Source organism: Microbacterium festucae (assembly GCF_025421715.1).
In the GTDB taxonomy this organism is placed as follows: domain Bacteria; phylum Actinomycetota; class Actinomycetes; order Actinomycetales; family Microbacteriaceae; genus Microbacterium; species Microbacterium festucae.
This window is the reverse complement of record NZ_JAOEFC010000001.1, coordinates 178,592-195,360: the sequence shown is the minus strand read 5'-3', so window position 1 is coordinate 195,360 and position 16,769 is coordinate 178,592. Positions and strand designations below refer to the sequence as shown.

Genomic DNA, 16,769 nt, shown 5'->3' with positions numbered 1-16,769 from the left:
GGGGACCAGGCGGCATCCACCCGCACCGCAATCAAGAAAAAGGATCATCATGCAGCACTCGAAGAAGGCAGTCGCCACCGGCGTCGCACTGCTGAGCGCCCTGGCGCTCTCCAGCTGCGCCGCAGGAGACAGCACCGCAGGCACCGACGCCTCCGCGGACTGCGCGCCCTCCGACGGCAAGGTCACGCTGGAGTTCACCTCCTGGATCCCCGGGATCGAAGACGTCGTGGCGATGTGGAACGACGAGAACCCCGACATCCAGGTGAAGGTGCAGACCGGCCCCAACGGCAACTCCGGCACCTACCAGTCGTTCTTCAACCAGATCAAGGCCGGCAACGCCCCCGACCTCGGCCAGATCGAGTACGACGCGCTGTCGAGCTTCCGCGTGCAGGACGGCGTCGAGAACCTCGCCGCGTGCGAAGACGTCGTGGCCGCCGAGTCGGAGTTCATCCCGTGGACCTGGGGCCAGGTCACCCTCGGCACCAGCGACGGCGTCTACGGCATCCCGCAGGACTCGGGCCCCATGGCCCTGTTCTACCGCTCCGACCTGTTCGAGCAGAACGGCATCGCGATCCCCACCACGTGGGAGGAGTACAAGGAAGCGGCCGTGAAGATCCGCGCGCTGGGCGGCTACATCACGAACTTCTCCACCGCCGACATCAACCAGTTCGCCGGCTTCGTCTGGCAGGACGGCGGCACCTGGTTCGGCAACGACGGCGACGCCTGGACCGTCGACCTCGCCGGCGACAAGAGCGCCCAGATCGCCGACTACTGGCAGGAGCTGCTCGACGAAGACCTCGTCGCCACCGTGCCGGCGTGGACCGAGGAGTGGAACAACGCCTACAACTCGGGCGAGGTCTGGACCTGGAACTCCGCCGTCTGGGGGGCCAACTCGATCTCCAGCGGCGCCCCCGACACCGCCGGCGCCTGGTCGGTCGCACCGCTGCCGCAGTGGAGCGCGGGCGGCGCGGCCGCCGGCAACTGGGGCGGTTCGTCGATCGCCGTGCTGAAGGGCTCGGAGCACGTCTACGAGGCCGCGAAGTTCGCGCTGTGGCTGAACACCTCCGACGAGGCGCTCACCGCACTGAACACCTCGGCCAACATCTACCCGGCCACCACCGCCGGGCTGAAGCTGCCCGCGCTGCAGGAGGGCGTGGAGTTCTACGGCGGGCAGAAGATCTACGACGTGTTCGCCGAGGCGGCCGAGCAGGTGAACCCCGACTTCGTGTGGGGCCCCACCATGACGCAGACCTACGCCGACGTGTCGGACGGCTTCCAGAAGGCCGTCACGGGACAGGGCACCCTGCTCGACGCGCTCACCGCGGCCCAGGAGTCGACCGTGTCGACCCTGAAGTCGCAGTCGATCCCCGTCGCGGAGTGATCTGCACGTGATCCATCACCTTCGCGCCGCGGGAGTCAGCCTCGTGGTCGACTCCCGCGGCGCGCGGGTTCCCGCCATCAGCCATTGGGGCGCCGACCTCGGCGAGGTCAGCCCCGCCGACCTGGCCGCCTTCGTCGATGCCCGAGAGCCCGCCGTCGGACCCAGTTCCATCGACGCCCCGCTGCGGCACACGCTCGTGCCGACCCTGTCCGACGGCTGGAGCGGCCTGCCGGCCGTGTCGTCGGATGCCGGGGCCACCGCCGCGGCCATCGACACCCGCCGCGACGGTCAGCGCCTGCTCGTGCGCGCCGCCCTCGGCGCCCTGCGGGTCGACACCGCCCTCGAGCTCACTCCGCAGGGCGTGCTCGTCGCCACCCGCTCGGTCACCAACACCGCGGATCGCGACGTCCGCGTCGACGCCGCCGCCGTCACCCTGCCCGTCCCCGACCGCGCCCGCGAGGTGCTCGACTTCACCGGCCGCTGGACCCAGGAGCGGCGCCCGCAGCGCACGCGCCCCGGCCACGGCGTGTGGCTGCGCGAGTCGCGCCACGGCCGCGGCGGCCACGACGACGCCTTCCTCTTCATCGCCGGCACGCCCGGCTTCGGCTTCGGCCACGGCGAGGTGTGGTCCACCCACGTCGCCTTCAGCGGCGACACCCGCCAGTGGATCGAGCGCTCGCCGCTGGGCGCGAGCGTGCTCGGCGCCGGTGAGCGCCTGAGCGGTGTCGTCCTCGCCCCCGGCGAGACGCTCGAGGTCGCCCCCGTGGTCGCCACCTACTCGGGTGCGGGCCTCGACGGGCTCTCCGACCGCCTGCATCCGTGGATCCGCTCGTGGGCGGCGCCCCGCCGTCCCCGCCCGATCACCGCGAACACGTGGGAGGCCGTCTACTTCGACCAGTCGTTCGACAAGCTCGCCCCGCTGGTCGATGCCGCCGCCGACATCGGCGTGGAGCGGTTCGTGCTCGACGACGGCTGGTTCCACGGCCGCACCGACGACCGGCGGGCCCTGGGCGACTGGACCGTCGACGCCGGACGCTGGCCCGATGGCCTCGGCCCCCTCGTCGCCCGCGTGGCGGCGGCCGGCATGGAGTTCGGGCTGTGGGTCGAGCCCGAGATGGTGAGCCTCGACTCCGACCTCGCCCGCGCCCACCCCGAGTGGCTCCTCACCGACCCGGCCGCCGTCACCTGGCGGTGGCAGCACGTGCTCGACCTCGCGCGCGACGACGTGCGCGCCCACCTCTTCGCGCGCCTCGACGCGCTGCTGCGCGCCCACCCGATCCGCTACCTCAAGTGGGACCACAACCGCGACCTGCTCGTCGACGGCTCCCGCGCCCAGGTTCTCGGTCTGTACCGCCTGCTCGACGACCTGCGCGCGGCCCACCCCGACGTCGAGATCGAGTCGTGCGCGTCGGGCGGCGCGCGCATCGACCTCGGCATCCTGCGCCGCGTCGACCGGGTGTGGACCAGCGACGCCAACGACCCGTGGGAGCGGCAGCTGATCCAGCGCTGGACCGGCATCCTCATCCCGCCGGAGTATCTCGGGTCGCACGTCGGCGACGCGCGCTCGCACACCACGGGGCGCACGACCGACCTGTCGTTCCGCCTGGCCACCGCCCTGTTCGGCCACGCCGGGGTGGAATCCGACATCTCGCGGCTGCCCGCCGCCGACCGCGACGCCCTGCGCGCGTGGACCGGCTTCCACCGCGCCCACCGCGACCTGCTGCACGCCGGCCGCGTGGTGCGGGCCGACGACGTCGACGATGCGGTGCTCGTGCACGGCGTCGTCGCCCCCGGCGCGGGCGAGGCGCTCTACAGCTATGCCGTCGTGGGCGGCACGGATGCCGCACTGCCGGCCCCGGCGGCACTGCCCGGACTCGACCCGGAGCGGCGCTACCGCGTGCGCCCGGTGTCGTTCGGCGCGGACGCCGGCGCGGTGCAGGACGCCCCGCCGCCGTGGCTGGCGCACGGCACCGTGCTGCCCGGGCGGATGCTCGCGGCCGGGGCGCTGGCGATGCCGCTGCTCATCCCGGGGTCGGCGATGGTGCTGCACGTCACCGCAGACGACGACGCACCCGCCGGTTCCGACCCCGGCGCACCGCACGACTGAGATCATGGAGAGGCGAACCGAGAGGTGGACATGCTGCAGACGCTGACCGAACGACCGTATGCCGACGTGCTGATCGTGGGCGGAGGGATCAACGGCCTGGCCGCGTTCCGCGAGCTGGCCCTGCAGGGGGTGGACGTCGCCCTCGTCGAGCGCGGCGACATCATCTCGGGTGCCTCGGCGGCCTCGAGCCACATGATCCACGGCGGCATCCGCTATCTCGAGAACGGCGAGTTCCGTCTCGTGCGGGAGGCCGTCGTCGAGCGCAACCGGCTGCTTCGGCTGGCGCCCCACTACGTGCGCCCGCTCCAGACGACGATCCCGATCACCTCGACCTTCTCGGGGCTGCTCTCGGCGCCGCTGCGGTTCCTGCGGCACGGCTCGGGCCCGCACCGGGAGCGCGGCGCCGCGCTCATCAAGATCGGGCTGGTCATCTACGACTCGTTCTCGCGCAGCGGCGGCCGCGTGCCCCGCCACGCGTTCCACGGCCGGCGCCGCTCGCGGCAGCTGCTGCCGCACCTGCACCCCGACGTGGCCTACACCGCCACCTACTGGGACGCCTCGCTCCACGACCCCGAGCGCCTCGCCGTCGACGTCGCCCGCGACGCCCTCGCCGCCGGCGCGCACGCGCGGCTGGCCACCCGCACCGCCGTGGTCGGCACCCGCGACGGCGCGCTCGTGCTGCGCGGTGAAGACGGCACCGAGAGCGCGTTCCGCGCCTCGGTCGTCGTCAACGCCACCGGCCCGTGGACCGATCTCACCAACGACGCCCTCGGCGCCCCCACCCGGTTCATGGGCGGCACGAAGGGCTCGCACATCGTGCTCGACGACCCCGAGCTGCTGGCGGCCACGGGGGGCCGCGAACTGTTCTTCGAGAACGCCGACGGCCGCATCGTGCTCATCTACCCGCTGAAGGGGCGCGTGCTCGTGGGCACGACCGATCTCGAGCACGACATGGCAGACGCGGTGCAGTGCACCGAGGCCGAGGTCGACTACTTCGTCGAGCTCATCTCGCAGGTGCTGCCCGAGATCGTCGTCGACCGCACGCGCATCGTCTACCGGTTCTCCGGGGTGCGCCCGCTCCCCGGTCACGGCGATCTCGCCCCCGGCTTCGTCTCCCGCGACTACCGCATCGAGCAGAGCACCCTGCCGGGCGGGTCGGCGACGGTGCTGAGCCTCGTCGGCGGCAAGTGGACGACCTTCCGCGCCTCGGGGGAGGCCCTCGCCGACCGCGTGCTCGGCGCCCTGCACGTCCCCCGCCGCACCTCGACCACGCAGCTGCCGATCGGCGGCGGCGCCGGGTTCCCCGAGACCGACGAAGCCCGCGACGCGTGGATCCGCGCGCACGGCGCAGGCCTGCCCGCCGCCCGGGTGATCACCCTGCTCGACCGCTACGGCACCGTGGCCGCCGACGTGGCCGCCGCCATCGCCGCCGACCCCGACGACGCGCCGCTGCACGGCGCCCCCGACTACAGCACGGGGGAGCTGCGCCACCTCGCCCGCACCGAGTGGGTCTCCCACCTCGACGACCTGCTGCTGCGGCGCACATCGCTGGCGTTCACCGGCGCCGCCGATGCCGCCGCGGCCGCCGTCGCCGCCGCCGTGGCGCCCGAGCTCGGCTGGGACGACGAGCGGATCGAGGCCGAGATCCGGCGGGGGATCGCGGCCGTGCACGCCGCCGACCCGACCTGGCCCGGCCACGCGGCATCCGTCCCCACCGGGGATGCCGATCCCACCGGGGACGCCGTCGCCGCGGGCGCCGCCGACACCGCCGGCTCCGGCGCCGCGCGATAGCCTGACCGATGCCGGACCGGGCGCCGCTGCGAGGCGGCGCCGGCCGGCCGCGCGGGCGCCGACGCCCGCGGAAGGAGAACCCGTGACACACGTGCTGGCCATCGACCAGGGCACCACCTCGACCCGCGCGATCGTCTTCGACGACACCGGCGCCATCGTCGCCTCCGCCCAGCGGGAGCACGAGCAGTTCTTCCCCCGCGCCGGGTGGGTCGAGCACGACCCGGTGGAGATCTGGACCGACACCGAGTGGGTGATCGCCACGGCCCTCGGCCGCGCCCGCACCCGCGCCGACGACATCGCCGCCGTCGGCGTCACCAACCAGCGCGAGACCACCGTGGTGTGGGACAAGCGCAACGGCCGGCCCATCCACCGCGCGATCGTGTGGCAGGACACCCGCACCCAGCCGGCGATCGACCGGCTGACCGGGCCCGACCGCGAGGGCACGTTCCGCTTCGCCGAGCAGACCGGGCTGCCGGTGGCCACCTACTTCTCGGCCTCCAAGATCGCCTGGATCCTCGACCACGTCGACGGCGCCCGCGACCTCGCCGAGGCCGGACACCTGCTGTTCGGCACGACCGACTCGTGGCTGGTGTGGAACCTCACCGGGGGCGCGCGCGGCGGCATCCACGTCACCGACGTCACCAACGCCAGCCGCACCCTGCTCATGGATCTGCGCACCCTCGACTGGGCCGACGAGCTGCTTGCGCACTGGCGCATCCCGCGGTCGATGATGCCCGAGATCCGCTCGTCCTCCGCGGTGCTGGGCACCGTCTCGGCCGTCTCCGAACTGCGCGGAGTGCCCATCGCCGGCATCCTCGGCGACCAGCAGGCGGCCACGTTCGGTCAGGCCGCCTTCGACGCGGGCGAGTCGAAGAACACCTACGGCACCGGCAACTTCCTGCTCGTGGGCACCGGCACCGAGATCGTCCGTTCCGAGTCGGGCCTCATCACCACCGTCGCCTACCGCTGCGGCGACGAGCCCGCCCGCTACGCGCTGGAAGGGTCGATCGCCGTCACCGGGTCGCTCGTGCAGTGGCTGCGCGACAACCTCGGCATCATCAGCCGCTCCGAAGACGTCGAGACCCTCGCCCGCTCGGTCGACGATAACGGCGGCGCCTACTTCGTCCCCGCCTTCTCGGGGCTGTTCGCCCCCTACTGGCGCCCCGACGCCCGCGGCGCCCTCGTCGGCCTCACCCGGTACGTCGGGAAGGGGCACATCGCCCGGGCGGCGCTGGAGGCCACCGCGTTCCAGACGCTGGATGTCATCGAGGCCGCCGTGGCCGACACCGGCCGCGAGCTCGACGAGCTGCGCGTCGACGGCGGGATGACCCGCAACGACCTGCTGCTGCAGTTCCAGGCCGACGTGCTGCAGCTGCCCGTCGTGCGCCCGAAGGTGGTCGAGACCACGGCGCTGGGCGCCGCCTACGCCGCGGGCCTCGCGACCGGCGTGTGGGCCAGCCGCGACGAGCTGCGCGGGCACGCGCAGGAAGACCGCCGCTTCGAGCCGCAGATGCCCCGCGACGAGCGCGACCGGCGCGTGCGCATGTGGCGCAAGGCCGTGCAGAAGTCGCTCGACTGGGTCGACGACGACGCGCGCACCCTCATGGGCACCGCCGACTGAGCCCGGTCGGGGCTACTTGAGCAGCCGCGACAGCCGCCGGTCGGCGAGGATCTTGCCCCCGGTCTGACACGTCGGGCAGTACTCCAGCGAGTTGTCGGCGAAGAACACGCTGCGCACCTCGTCACCGCACACCGGGCACGCCTCCCCGCGCCGGCCGTGCACGGCCATGCCGCGCCGCTTGGCGTCTTTGAGCTCGGCGGGCGGCTTTCCGGATGCGGTGGCGACGGCATCCGTCAGCGTGTCGTGGACCGCCGCGTACAGGCGGTCGATCTCGGCGTCGTCGAGGGTCGCCGCCAGCGCGTACGGCGACATCTTCGCGGCGTGCAGGATCTCGTCGGAGTAGGCGTTGCCGATCCCCGCGACGACCGACTGATCGCGCAGCACCCCCTTGATCTGCGTGCGCCTGCCCGAGAGGAGCCCGGCCAGCGTCGCCCGCGAGAAGGCGGGGTCGAGCGGGTCGGGGCCGAGGCGGGCGATCCCGGGAACCTCGGCGGGATCGCGCACCACCGAGATCGCGAGCGACTTCTTCGTGCCCGCCTCGGTGAGGTCGAACCCGCTGCCGTCGCCGAAGGCGACCCGCAGGGCGATGGGGGTCTTCCCGGGCTTGATGAGCGTCGCCGGCAGCGTCTCGGTGAACCGCAGCCACCCGGCCTTGGCGAGGTGGAAGACCAGGTGCACACCGGCGTCCGTCGACAGGTCGACGAACTTGCCGTGGCGCGCGGCGCCGGTGATCGTCGTGCCCACGAGTGCGTCGATGGGGGGATCGTAAGTCTTCAGCGCGGCGATGCCCGCGAGCATCACGCGATCGATCCGCACCCCCGTCAGACGCCCGTCGAGGAAGTTGACGAGCCCCTGCACCTCCGGCATCTCGGGCATGGCCTCATCCTGTCAGAGGTCGGCGAGCACCGGCCAGGGCTGCGGTTCGCGGTCATCGGTGCGCAGCAGCCCGGCCATCCAGCCGTCGTCGCGCACCCCCGCGCCGTTGACGAGGGCCTGGCGCTGGGCGCCCTCGAAGCGGAACCCGATCCGGCGGGCGAGGCGGGCCGAGCCCTCGTTGCCGGCCACAGCGCGCCAGCTGATGCGCACGAGGTCGAGGCCGTCGGGGGAGAAGCCGAAGTCGACGACCGCCCGGCAGGCCTCGGTCAGGTAGCCGCCGCGGCGGAACGCCGGCGTCATCCAGTAGCCGATCTCGGCCGACCCGGCGCCGGCGCTCATACGGTGGAGGCCGACCATCCCGGCCAGCTCGCCCTCGTGCTGGATCGCCCACGTCGCCTCGCTGCCCGACTCCCACCAGTCGCGGGTCTTCGCGATGAAGCCCTCCGCGTGCTCGCGCGCGTACGGCGACGGCACGGTGGTGTACCGCTGGATCAGCGGGTCCTGACAGGCGTCGTAGATCGCGTCGATGTCGGCCTCGGCCGGGGGCGACAACTCGAGCCTCGCGGTGTGCAGCGTGACCGGTTCCATCCCGCGACCCTACCCCGCCCCACCCGCCCCGGCCACGACGCGCGCCCCTGTCCGCGTCCCTGTCGGAGCCCCTCACCGCGGGCCACGGCGCATAACTCAGGCAGAACGGCAGTTCCGGGCCCGATCCGCCGCGGCCACGGGCATTCTGCCTGAGTTATGCGCCGTGGTCGCCTTCCTCCACAGGCGACGATCCGCCCCGAGCGTCCACAGATCGAGGTCGCCGGGCACCGCCCGCGCGCTCGCGCGGCGAGGGTGACCCTATGTCCCTCGTGTCCGTGCCCGCCGATCTCGTCCTCCGACGCGCCGATCTGCTCGCGCTCGGCTTCCGTCCGAAGCAGATCACGCGCGCCGTGCGGGGCGGACGGATCCTGCGGCTGCGCCGCGACCGTTACCTCGCCGCCCCTCAGCCGGGCATCGAGAGCGCGGTGCGCGTGGGCGGCCGGCTGGCCTGTGTCTCGCTGCTGCGCCTGCTCGGCGTCTTCGTGTTCGACGACGGCGTCCTGCATATCCACATCGAGCGGACGATGTCACGCCTGCGCTCGCCCGCCGATCGGACCCGTCCGCTGTCGGACCGGGACCGCGCCGCACTGCGCCTTCACTGGTGGCCCCTGCGCTTCGACGAGCACACGCTCGGCGTCGTGCCCGTGGCGGATGCGGTGGCTCAGGCCGTGCGGTGCCAGTCGCCGCGACATGCCGTGGCGACGATCGACAGCATCCTGCATCACGGCATCCTCACCCGTCTCGATCTGGCGGACGTGTTCGCCGCGCTGCCCCGCCGGTTCGGGACGGTCCTCCGGCTGTCGGACGGCCGCGCGGAGTCGGGGCCAGAGACCCTGATGCGACTGATCCTGCGGCAGCTGGGTCTGCGCTTCGAGGTGCAGGTTCAGGTGGACGGGGTCGGGCGCGTCGACTTCCTTGTCGAGGGATGGCTGATCATCGAATGCGACAGCAAGGCGCATCACGAGGGGTGGCGGATGCAGAAGCGCGACCGCCGCCGAGACCTCGCCGCGGCCCGCCTGGGTCTCGTGAGCTTGCGTCCCCTGGCCGAGGACCTGCTCTACGACCCGGAGCGCGTCATCGCCGCGGTGCGGGGACTGGTCGCCACCCGCCGCCGCTGACCGTCCGCCCGGGCTCCCGCACCCGCGCCACCGGCGCATAACCCAGGCAGAATCGCCGCGCGCGGCGCTGAACGCGCGCCTGCGCGCGAAACCGCCTGAGTTATGCGACCTGGCACCGGGCCGGCCGCCACAGCCTACGAGCCAGAGCTGCGAAACGGGCACCCTCGCCACCGGCGCATAACTCAGGCAGAATCGCCGCGCGCGGCGCCGCACGAGCGCCCGCGCGCGGAACTGCCTGAGTTATGCGACTTGGCACCGGGCCAGGCGGGGCAGAACCCGGACGCCGCAGCGACCGGCAGGCGGTCAGACGCGGCGGAGGAGGCCGACCTTGTCGTAGACGGCGGCGAGGGTCGCGTCGGCGACCTCGTCGGCGCGGGCGGCGTTGGTCGCCAGCACACGGTCGAGCTCGGCGGGGTCGGCGAGCAGCTCGAGGGCACGCTCGCGCACCGGGCCGAACTCGCCCACGACGACCTCGGCGAGGCCCTTCTTGAAGTCGCCGTAGCCGCGACCGGCGTACTCGTCCTCGATCGCGGGGATCTGGCGGCCGGTGAGGGCGGCGTAGATCACGAGCAGGTTCGAGACGCCGGGCTTGGCCTCGCGGTCGTAGCGCACCGAGCCCTCCGAGTCGGTCACCGCGCGCATGACCTTCTTCGCCGAGACCGACGGGTCATCCAGCAGCCACAGCACGCCCGCATCGGACTCGGCCGACTTGCTCATCTTGGCGGTGGGGTTCTGCAGGTCGTAGATGCGGGCGGTGTCCTGCTGGATCACCGGCATCGGCACCCGGAACGTGTCGCCGTAGCGCGAGTTGAACCGCTCGGCCAGGTCGCGGGTGAGCTCGACGTGCTGCTTCTGGTCGTCGCCGACCGGCACGATGTCGGTCTGGTAGAGCAGGATGTCGGCGGCCATCAGCACCGGGTAGGTGAACAGGCCCACCGAGGTGGCGTCGCTGCCGTAGCGCTGCGACTTGTCCTTGAACTGGGTCATGCGGCCGGCCTCGCCGAAGCCGGTGATGGTCGAGAGGATCCAGGCCAGCTCGGCGTGCGCGCGCACGTGCGACTGCACGTACAGCGTCGATCGCGAGGGCTCGATGCCCGCGGCGATGTACTGCGCGGCGGTGCGCCGGGTCTTCTGCCGCAGCTCGGCCGGGTCGTTGGGCTGGGTGAGGGCGTGGAGGTCGACGACCGAGAAGTAGGCGTCGTAGGCCTGCTGCAGGTCGCGCCACTGCATGAGCGCCCCGATGTAGTTGCCGATCTGGAGGGAGTCGGCGGACGGCTGCATGCCGGAGTACAGGCGGGGTTTGGTCACGGGTCAATCCTACGAGCGGATGCGGGGACGTCGCGCCCCGCCGGGGCGGGCGCCCCGGGTCAGAAGGTGTAGTCGGCGACGACGGGGGCGTGGTCGCTCCAGCGGGTGTCCCAAGAGGGGGCGCGCACGACGCGGTAGTCGGCCACGCGCGCTGCCAGCGCGGCGGTGGCCAGGTGGTAGTCGATGCGCCAGCCGGTGTCGGTGTCGAACGCCTTGCCGCGGTTGGACCACCACGAGTACGGCCCGTCGACCTCGCCCGCCCAGGTGCGGCCCACGTCGACCCAGCCGAGGCCCGTGCCCGTCGCGCCGTCGACGGTGGCGACGGGTGCGCCCGCCGCGCCCAGGAAGCGGTCGAAGTAGGCGCGCTCGCGGGGGAGGAAGCCCGCCTTCTTGAGGTTGCCCTTCCAGTTGCGGATGTCGAACTCCCGGTGCCCGACGTTGAGGTCACCGGTGATGAGGGCGAGCTCGCCGAGCTGCGGCATCCGCGCTTCCATCGCGTCGAGGAACGCGTACTTGGCGACCTGCTTCTCGGTATCGGCCTCACCGGTGAACACGTAGGCGCTCACGACGGTGAGGGTCTCGTCGCCGACGCGGATGTCGGCTTCGACCCAGCGGCCCTTGGAGTCGAGCGTGTCGTCGCCCAGCTCGATGCGCCAGACGTCGAGGGGCTCGCGCGCGGCGATCGCGACGCCGGCACGCCCCTTGGCGAGCGCCTCGTCGCCGACGATGTGCCAGCCCGGCAGGGCGGCGGCGAGATCGGATGCCTCGGCGCGCACCTCCTGCAGGGTGAGGATGTCGACGTCTGCCTGCTCGAGCCAGCCGTGCATGCCCTTGCGGGCGGCGGCGCGGATGCCGTTGACGTTGACGGACGCGATGCGGAGGTTGCGGGGCACCGTGACAGCCTAGCCACGGCCGCAGACACGCCAGGCGCCATCCCCAGCCCGAGCCCCGCCCCTGGGTCAGTCCGGCAGCAGGCCGTGCGGCTTGACGGGCGGGGGAGCTGCGGCCTGCACCTGGGCGAGCTCGTCCTCCGCCTCGCGCAGACCCCGGGCGGTCTGCCACTTGCGGAACCAGGGCGCGGTGTCGTGGGCCTCGCGCGCGGTGCGCAGGCGCACCCGGGCGGCCAGCAGCAGGGCGGTGTGCTCCTCCTGCAGGCGCTCCCGCTCGGAGAGCACGCGCACCGGCACGTCGGCGTCGTTGGCGGCCACGGCGATCCACGAGGCGGCCACGAGGATGACGATGCCGACGAGCCGGAACCAGACGAGGAAGCCGATGAACACCGAGAAGGTGGCCAGCAGCGGGTTGGACGGGGTGTAGACCAGCAGCAGGCCGGCGCCGATCTGCAGCACCGAGATGGCGCCGCCGCCCAGCAGCGAGCCCGGCCAGATGCGCCGCCAGGGGAGCGTCGCGCCGGTGAGGAAGCGGAACAGCGACCCCAGGGCGGCGGCGTTGATCGCGAAGCCGACCGCGATCGACAGCACCTGCACGCTCACGTGCGACCACACCGTGTCGTCGGCGACGCCGAGCACCGACAGCAGGGTCTTCAGTGCGCCGCCGGCGATCGCGCCGAGCCCGGCGCCGAGGATGAGGGCCAGCCCGAACATCGCGGCGGCGACGAAGTCGCGGGCCTTGAGCAGGAAGTAGTTGCGGCGGTCGAACGGCAGCCCGAAGATGTCGCGCACGGCGCGTCGCGTGAAGGTGACGAAGCCGATCGCCGTCCAGATCGCCACACCGAGCGCGATCGCACCGGTGACGGCCAGCACGCCGGTGCTGCTGCGGGCCACCTCGGTCACGGCATCCGGGGTCACCAGGCCGTTCGCGCTGATGATGCCCGGGATGTAGTGGTTGATGAGCAGGATGAGGCTCTCGATGGCGGTCTCGCTGCCGCCGAGCCACACCCCCACGCCGGCGAAGGCGACGTAGAGCACCGCGAACATCGCGAACAACGACTGGTAGCTGATGCTCGCCGCCAGCAGGAAGCCGTTGCTCAGCAGGAAGTGCCGCCACACCCGCACCGGGAACCACGCGAGGGTCTTGCGGGTGATCTCGGTCGCCCGGCTGAGGGGCACGTCGAAGCGCTCGCGCAGCTCGGCCTGCCGGGCCTCCCACCGTTCGCGCAGGCCCTCCTCCTCGGCGCGCGCGACGTCGGCGACGGCGCGCTTGGTGTGGGGAGAGCTCACGCGGTCAGCGTACCGATCAGCCGAGCGGGCGCGCTCAGCCGCGCAGGACGGCCTGCTTGACCTCGGCGATCGCCTTGGTCACCTCGATGCCGCGGGGGCACGCCTCGGTGCAGTTGAAGGTCGTGCGGCAGCGCCACACGCCCTCCTTGTCGTTGAGGATGTCGAGGCGCACATCGCCGGCGTCGTCGCGCGAGTCGAAGATGAAGCGGTGCGCGTTGACGATGGCGGCCGGGCCGAAGTACTGGCCGTCGGTCCAGAACACCGGGCACGACGAGGTGCACGCAGCGCACAGGATGCACTTGGTGGTGTCGTCGAAGATCGCGCGGTCCTTGATCGACTGCACGCGCTCCTTGCCGGGCTCGGGCGTCGAGTTGGCGATGAGGAACGGCTGCACCTCGCGGTACGACGCGAAGAAGGGCTCCATGTCGACGACGAGGTCCTTCTCCAGCGGCAGGCCCTTGATGGCCTCGACGTAGATCGGCTTCGAGATGTCGAGGTCCTTGATCAGCGTCTTGCAGGCCAGGCGGTTGCGGCCGTTGATGCGCATGGCATCCGAACCGCAGATGCCGTGCGCGCACGACCGGCGGAAGGTCAGCGAGCCGTCGACCTCCCATTTGATCTTGTGGAGGGCGTCGAGCACGCGGTCGGTGGAGTACAGCTCCACGTCGTAGTCGACCCAGCGCGGCTCGGCGTCGACCTCGGGGTCGAAGCGTCGGATGATGAAGGTGACGAGGAACGACTGGATGCCGGTGTCGTCGGCGGCGTCCTGGGTCTGCGCGGCCGCGTCGGTGTCGGGGGCGACGAGGGTCATCAGTACTTCCTCTCCATCGGCTGGTAGCGCGTCACGACGACGGGCTTCCAATCCAGGCGGATGTGGTCCTCGGGGTGCGAGGAGTGCGGGTCGCCCGACAGGTAGGCCATCGTGTGCTTCATGTAGTTCTCGTCGTCGCGCTTGGGGTAGTCGTCGCGCATGTGCCCGCCGCGGCTCTCCTTGCGGTTGCGGGCGGTGACCACGACGACCTCGGCGAGGTCGAGCAGGAAGCCGAGCTCGACGGCCTCGAGCAGGTCGGTGTTGAACCGCTTGCCCTTGTCGTCGACGTGCACGTTCTTGTAGCGCTCGCGCAGGTCGGCGATGACGTCCATGACCTCCGAGAGCGACTCGTCGGTGCGGAACACCTGGGCCTTGCGGTCCATCTCGTCCTGCAGGGTCTTGCGCAGCACCGCGATGCGCTCGCCGCCCGGGTTGTTGCGCAGGCCCTCGAGCATGTCGCGCACGTCCTTGGCGGGGTCGTCGGGAAGCGGCACGAAGTCGGCCGTCTGCACGTACTCGACCGCGTTGCGCCCGGCGCGCTTGCCGAAGACGTTGATGTCGAGCAGCGAGTTGGTGCCGAGGCGGTTCGAGCCGTGCACCGAGACGCAGGCGCACTCGCCGGCGGCGTAGAGGCCGGGCACGACGGTGGTGTTGTCGCTGAGCACCTCGCCGGCGACGTTGGTGGGGATGCCGCCCATCGCGTAGTGGGCGGTGGGCATGACGGGCACGGGCTCGACCACCGGGTCGACGCCGAGGTAGGTGCGGGCGAACTCGGTGATGTCGGGGAGCTTGGTCTCGAGCACCTCGGCGCCCAGGTGCGTGCAGTCCAGCAGCACGTAGTCGCGGTGCGGGCCGGCGCCGCGACCCTCGGCGACCTCCTGCACCATGCAGCGGCTGACGATGTCGCGGGGTGCGAGGTCCTTGATGGTGGGGGCGTAGCGCTCCATGAAGCGCTCGCCCGAGGCGTTGCGCAGGATCGCGCCCTCGCCGCGGGCGCCCTCGGTGAGGAGGATGCCGAGACCGGCGAGGCCGGTGGGGTGGAACTGGAAGAACTCCATGTCCTCCAGCGGCAGGCCCTTGCGCCAGATCACGCCGACGCCGTCACCGGTGAGGGTGTGGGCGTTGGAGGTGGTCTTGAAGATCTTGCCGAAGCCGCCGGTGGCGAAGATGACGGCCTTGGACTGGAAGACGTGCAGGTCGCCGGTGGACAGGTCGTAGGCGACGACGCCGGCGACCTGGGTGTTGCCGTCGGCATCCTTCACCGTGATCAGGTCGAGCACGTAGAACTCGTTGAAGAAGTTGATGCCGAGCTTGACGCAGTTCTGGAACAGCGTCTGCAGGATCATGTGCCCGGTGCGGTCGGCGGCGTAGCAGGCGCGGCGCACGGGGGTCTTGCCGTGGTCGGCGGTGTGACCGCCGAAGCGGCGCTGGTCGATCTTGCCCTCGGGCGTGCGGTTGAACGGCAGGCCCATGTTCTCGAGGTCGATGACGGCGTCGATGGCCTCTTTGGCGAGGATCTCGGCGGCATCCTGGTCGACGAGGTAGTCGCCGCCCTTGACGGTGTCGAAGGTGTGCCACTCCCACGAGTCCTCTTCGACGTTGGCCAGGGCCGCCGCCATGCCGCCCTGCGCGGCACCGGTGTGCGAGCGCGTCGGGTAGAGCTTGGTGATCACGGCGGTCTTCGCGCCGGGGCCGGCCTCGATCGCCGCGCGCATGCCGGCGCCGCCGGCGCCCACGATCACGATGTCGAACTGGTGGTAGTGGACCCCGTCCTTCACGACGGTGTCTGCGGTCTGGGTGCTCACGTCAGGATGCCTTCGTCTTCTGCTGCGTCGTTCGCGGGCAGCGTCGGTCGCGTATGGGGGAGGTCGTGCGGGGTTCCGCGCCGAGGATCACTGCGCGGCGCACAGCTCGGTGAGGACGCTGCCGTCGCTGAGGTTGGGGATGCACGGGTCGAAGGTGAACACGACGAGCGTGCCGAGGAGGATCAGCAGCGCGGCGGCCGCCCAGATCGCCCACACCAGCACGCGGCGCACCGCCTGGCCGGTGACGTAGTCGTTGACGATCGTGCGCATGCCGTTGGCGCCGTGGATGAAGGCCAGCCACAGCATCAGCACGTCCCACCACTGCCAGAACGGCGAGGCGAACTTGCCGGCGACGAACGCGAAGTCGATGCCGTGGATGCCTTCGCCGAGCATGAGGTTCACGAACAGGTGGCCGAAGATCAGCACGATCAGCAGCACGCCCGAGACGCGCATGTAGATCCAGCCCCACTTCTCGAGGTTCGGGCCGGACTTGCGCACCTGCGCGTTGCGAGAGCTGCGGGGAGCGGCGAGGGTGTCGGTGCTCATCAGTGACCGCCTCCCATGTTCGAGAAGACGATCGGGAGGTGGCGGGCGGCGAAGCCGCCGACGGTCACCGCCCACAGGACCAGCACGGCCCACCACAGCTGACGCTGGTGGCGCGTCGCGGCCGGCCACAGGTCGACGGCGATGATGCGCAGGCCGTTGAAGGCGTGGTAGACGATGGCGGCGACCAGCACCGTCTCGCCGAGACCCATGATCGGGTTCTTGTAGGTGCTCATCACGGCGTCGTAGGCCTCGGGCGCGACGCGGATCAGCGCCGTGTCGAGCACGTGCACGAGCAGGAAGAAGAAGATGGCGACGCCGGTGATGCGGTGCAGCACCCACGACCACATGCCCTCGCGGCCGCGATACAGCGTTCCCCGCGGAGTCCTGGACGTCGTCTGCGTGACCGACGGTGTGACTCGTGCTGGTGCAGACACGGTCGTCCTCCCTTGGTGAGATGTGACACCTCGAACGCGGCGACGGGCAGTCGATGCCCACTCGGGGGTTCCCCCCGGCGTCGCAGACGGGCGCAGGATCATCTTATTCCCGGTCTGGGGGACCGGCGACGAAGGATGGCCTAAGTTCTCTCGATGTCGAGAGATCCGAAGGATCCCGGATTCTTGCGTTGTCACGGCGCTCT

14 protein-coding genes are annotated in these 16,769 nt (G+C 71.6%); 5 read left to right on the top strand and 9 right to left on the bottom strand.

Features of this window, described 5'->3' with window-relative positions:
* Positions 1-49: 49 nt before the first annotated feature.
* From N3K63_RS00860 to glpK, 4 genes are read left to right on the top strand one after another with little or no spacing between them, the layout of a single operon-like run.
* The gene (locus tag N3K63_RS00860) at positions 50-1,381 is read left to right on the top strand and encodes an ABC transporter substrate-binding protein (protein WP_261578073.1); all 1,332 of its coding nucleotides are present in this window, start codon (positions 50-52) and stop codon (positions 1,379-1,381) included.
* 7 nt (positions 1,382-1,388) lie between these two features.
* Complete coding sequence (locus N3K63_RS00855; protein ID WP_261578072.1) at positions 1,389-3,488, top strand: alpha-galactosidase; 2,100 nt, start codon at positions 1,389-1,391, stop codon at positions 3,486-3,488.
* Positions 3,489-3,518: 30 nt separating this feature from the next.
* A complete protein-coding gene (locus N3K63_RS00850) occupies positions 3,519-5,279 on the top strand; it encodes a glycerol-3-phosphate dehydrogenase/oxidase (protein ID WP_261578071.1) in 1,761 nt (586 codons plus the stop codon).
* Complete coding sequence (gene glpK, locus N3K63_RS00845; RefSeq protein ID WP_390894903.1) at positions 5,209-6,900, top strand: glycerol kinase GlpK; 1,692 nt, start codon at positions 5,209-5,211, stop codon at positions 6,898-6,900. Before N3K63_RS00850 ends, glpK begins: the two co-directional genes overlap by 71 nt.
* 12 nt (positions 6,901-6,912) lie before the next feature.
* Here glpK and N3K63_RS00840 read toward each other — a convergent pair whose 3' ends face one another.
* The gene (locus N3K63_RS00840) at positions 6,913-7,776 is read right to left on the bottom strand and encodes an Fpg/Nei family DNA glycosylase (RefSeq protein WP_261578069.1); all 864 of its coding nucleotides are present in this window, start codon (positions 7,774-7,776) and stop codon (positions 6,913-6,915) included.
* A gap of 12 nt (positions 7,777-7,788) precedes the next feature.
* Positions 7,789-8,364: a GNAT family N-acetyltransferase gene (locus tag N3K63_RS00835; RefSeq protein WP_261578068.1), complete on the bottom strand. Its 576-nt coding sequence runs from the start codon at positions 8,362-8,364 to the stop codon at positions 7,789-7,791.
* 260 nt (positions 8,365-8,624) lie between these two features.
* On the opposite strand from N3K63_RS00835, the gene N3K63_RS00830 reads away from it, so the two are divergent.
* A complete protein-coding gene (locus N3K63_RS00830) occupies positions 8,625-9,482 on the top strand; it encodes an endonuclease domain-containing protein (RefSeq protein ID WP_261578067.1) in 858 nt (285 codons plus the stop codon).
* A gap of 303 nt (positions 9,483-9,785) precedes the next feature.
* Here N3K63_RS00830 and trpS read toward each other — a convergent pair whose 3' ends face one another.
* The 7 genes from trpS to sdhC all read right to left on the bottom strand — a co-directional run bounded on the left by trpS (position 9,786) and on the right by sdhC (position 16,566).
* Complete coding sequence (trpS, locus tag N3K63_RS00825) at positions 9,786-10,790, bottom strand: tryptophan--tRNA ligase (protein ID WP_261578066.1); 1,005 nt, start codon at positions 10,788-10,790, stop codon at positions 9,786-9,788.
* A gap of 59 nt (positions 10,791-10,849) precedes the next feature.
* Positions 10,850-11,683, bottom strand: a complete 834-nt coding sequence (locus N3K63_RS00820; protein ID WP_261578065.1) for an exodeoxyribonuclease III — start codon at positions 11,681-11,683, stop codon at positions 10,850-10,852.
* A 66-nt stretch (positions 11,684-11,749) separates the two neighbouring features.
* Complete coding sequence (locus N3K63_RS00815) at positions 11,750-12,970, bottom strand: YihY/virulence factor BrkB family protein (RefSeq protein ID WP_261578064.1); 1,221 nt, start codon at positions 12,968-12,970, stop codon at positions 11,750-11,752.
* A 34-nt stretch (positions 12,971-13,004) separates the two neighbouring features.
* Entirely contained in the window at positions 13,005-13,781 is a 777-nt protein-coding gene (locus N3K63_RS00810; protein ID WP_261578063.1) for a succinate dehydrogenase iron-sulfur subunit, read from the bottom strand.
* A complete protein-coding gene (sdhA, locus tag N3K63_RS00805; protein ID WP_261578062.1) occupies positions 13,781-15,586 on the bottom strand; it encodes a succinate dehydrogenase flavoprotein subunit in 1,806 nt (601 codons plus the stop codon). The genes N3K63_RS00810 and sdhA overlap by 1 nt, the downstream gene beginning before the upstream one ends.
* An 87-nt stretch (positions 15,587-15,673) precedes the next feature.
* A complete protein-coding gene (locus N3K63_RS00800; protein ID WP_261578061.1) occupies positions 15,674-16,132 on the bottom strand; it encodes a succinate dehydrogenase hydrophobic membrane anchor subunit in 459 nt (152 codons plus the stop codon).
* Positions 16,132-16,566, bottom strand: coding sequence for a succinate dehydrogenase, cytochrome b556 subunit (gene sdhC, locus N3K63_RS00795; protein WP_261578060.1), 435 nt, complete (start codon positions 16,564-16,566; stop codon positions 16,132-16,134). The genes N3K63_RS00800 and sdhC overlap by 1 nt, the downstream gene beginning before the upstream one ends.
* Between the last annotated feature and the right edge of the window lie 203 nt (positions 16,567-16,769).